At 63.1% G+C, this 2,741-nt stretch carries 1 protein-coding gene and 1 pseudogene; both read left to right on the forward strand.

Features of this window, described 5'->3' with window-relative positions:
• Positions 1 to 241, forward strand: a pseudogene (locus ACCD00_RS30445) (DNA polymerase Y family protein); the annotation flags it as partial.
• The coding region (locus ACCD00_RS30450) for an error-prone DNA polymerase (protein ID WP_413428899.1) at positions 217 to 2,741 on the forward strand (2,525 nt) is incomplete at its 3' end. The pseudogene ACCD00_RS30445 and the gene ACCD00_RS30450, both read left to right, overlap by 25 nt.

Below are 2,741 nucleotides of genomic sequence, written 5' to 3' on the forward strand. Positions count from 1 at the left end.
GCCTTGCGCGGTGCCGGCCGCCGTGAAACGGCCGGGCTGGCTGCTGACTGAACCGCTGGCCGTGCATCAGGGCTCGGCGCGCATCCTCATGGGGCCGGAGCGTATCGAGTCCGGCTGGTGGGACGGTGACGACGTACGTCGTGACTATTACCTGATCGAAACCCGTGCCGGCCAACAGGGCTGGGCCTACCGGGCGGTCGGTGAGGACGGCCCGTTGTGGCTGCAGGGCTGGTTCGCATGAGCATCGAATATGCCGAATTGCACTGCCTGTCGAACTTCAGCTTCCAGCGCGGGGCTTCCAGCGCCCTCGAGCTGTTCCAGCGTGCGAAAGAACAGGGTTATCAAGCCCTGGCGATGACCGACGAGTGTACCCTGGCGGGCATCGTTCGCGCCTGGCAAGCGGCGAAGTCCGTGGAGTTGCCGCTGATCATCGGCAGTGAAATACGCATCGAGAACGGTCCGAAGCTGGTGCTGCTGGTGGAGAACCCCGAGGGCTATCAGGCGCTGTGCCGATTGATCACCCACGCCCGGCGGCGCACGCAGAAAGGCCAGTATCAGGTGCTGCGCGAGGACTTCAGCGAACCGTTGCCGGGGCTGTTGGCGTTGTGGGTGCCGGACGCGGTGGATGACTTCGAACAGGGCTGCTGGCTGAAGCAGGTTTTCGCCGAACGCCTGTGGCTGGCGGTGCAACTGCACCGCGGTCAGGACGATACCCAGCGTTTGAATAATCTGTTGACCCTGTCCAGGGAGCTGCGGATTCCCCCAGTGGCCAGCGGCGATGTGCACATGCACGCTCGCGGCCGGCGCGCCTTGCAGGACACCATGACGGCGATCCGTCATCACCTGCCGGTGGCCGATGCCGGGTTGCGCCTGCATCCCAACGGCGAACGCCATCTGCGCAGCCTCGACGTGCTGCAGGCGCTTTATCCGCCAGAGTTGCTGGCAGAAACGCTGACCATTGCCCGGCGCTGTACCTTTGATCTCGGCCAATTGCGTTATCAATATCCCCGCGAACTGGTACCGCAAGGGCACAGCGCGGAATCCTGGCTGCGGGAGTTGACCGAGCGCGGCATTCGCGAGCGATGGCCCGACGGTGCAAGCGACAAGGTTCGCGGGCTGATCGACAAGGAGCTCGGGCTGATCGCCGAGCTGGGTTATGAAAGCTATTTCCTGACCGTTCAGGACATCGTCGCCTTCGCCCGGCGCGAGAAGATTCTCTGCCAGGGCCGAGGCTCGGCGGCCAACTCGGCGGTGTGTTTCGCCCTGGGCATCACCGAGATCGACCCCGAGCGAATGAACATGCTGTTTGAACGATTTCTCTCCAGGGAGCGCAACGAGCCGCCGGATATCGATGTGGACTTCGAGCACGAACGCCGCGAAGAAGTCTTGCAGTACGTGTTCCAGCGCTATGGTCGAACCCGTGCGGCACTGACGGCCGTGGTCAGTACTTACCATGCAGCCGGTGCAGTGCGTGACGTGGCCAAGGCGTTGGGGCTGCCACCAGACCAGATCAATGCCCTGGCCGATTGCTGTGGTCACTGGAGTGATGAAACACCGCCCGTGGAGCGCCTGCGTGAAGGCGGTTTCGACCCCGAAAGCCCGGTGCTGCGCCGGGTACTGAGTTTGACCCGGCAACTGATCGGGTTCCCCCGGCACCTGTCCCAGCACCCCGGCGGCTTCGTCATTTCCGAGCAGCCGCTGGACCACCTCGTGCCGGTGGAAAACGCCGCGATGGCCGAGCGCACCATCATCCAGTGGGACAAGGACGATCTGGACGCGGTCGGTCTACTGAAGGTCGATATCCTCGCTCTGGGCATGCTCAGTGCGATACGCCGTTGCTTTGATCTGTTGCGCCGTCATCGCAATCTGGATTTGAGTCTGGCGACGGTCCCCTCTGAAGACTCGCAAACCTACGACATGATCGGCCGCGCCGACACCATCGGCGTGTTCCAGATCGAATCCCGGGCGCAAATGTCGATGCTGCCCAGGCTCAAGCCCCGCAAGTTCTATGACCTGGTGATCGAGGTGGCCATCGTTCGCCCCGGACCTATTCAGGGCGGCATGGTGCATCCCTATCTGCGGCGACGAAACAAGGAAGAACTCGAAAGCTACCCCTCCGAAGAGTTGCGCGAGGTGTTGAAACGCACACTGGGTGTACCGCTGTTTCAGGAACAAGTGATGCAGATCGCCATCGTCGCCGCCGACTACAGCCCCGGCGAGGCCGATCAGTTGCGCCGCTCCATGGCCGCCTGGAAGCGCCATGGCGGGCTGGAACCGCACAAGGATCGACTGGCCGCCGGCATGAAAAAAAAGGGCTACACGCCGGAGTTTGCCGCGCAGATCTTCGAGCAGATCAAGGGCTTTGGCAGCTACGGTTTTCCCGAGTCCCACGCCGCCAGTTTTGCTTTGCTGACTTATGCCAGTTGCTGGTTGAAATGCCATGAGCCGGCGGCCTTCGCCTGTGCCCTGATCAACAGTTGGCCGATGGGGTTCTACAGCCCGGACCAGATTCTGCAGGACGTTCGCCGTCATCATTTGCAGGTTCGCCCGGTGGACGTGCGCGCCAGTGACTGGGATTGCAGCCTGGAACCGGTCAGTGGTGCGCAGCCGGCGATTCGCCTGGGCATGCGCATGATCAAGGGCTTTCGTGAGGACGATGCGCGGCGCATCGAGGCGGCCCGCTCGAAAGGCGCGTTTGCCGACATCGCCGACCTCGGCGAACGGGCGCGACTCGATGCCCG

It is taken from the genome of Pseudomonas sp. Pseusp3, from assembly GCF_047304225.1.
In the GTDB taxonomy this organism is placed as follows: Bacteria; Pseudomonadota; Gammaproteobacteria; order Pseudomonadales; family Pseudomonadaceae; genus Aquipseudomonas; species Aquipseudomonas fluorescens_CD.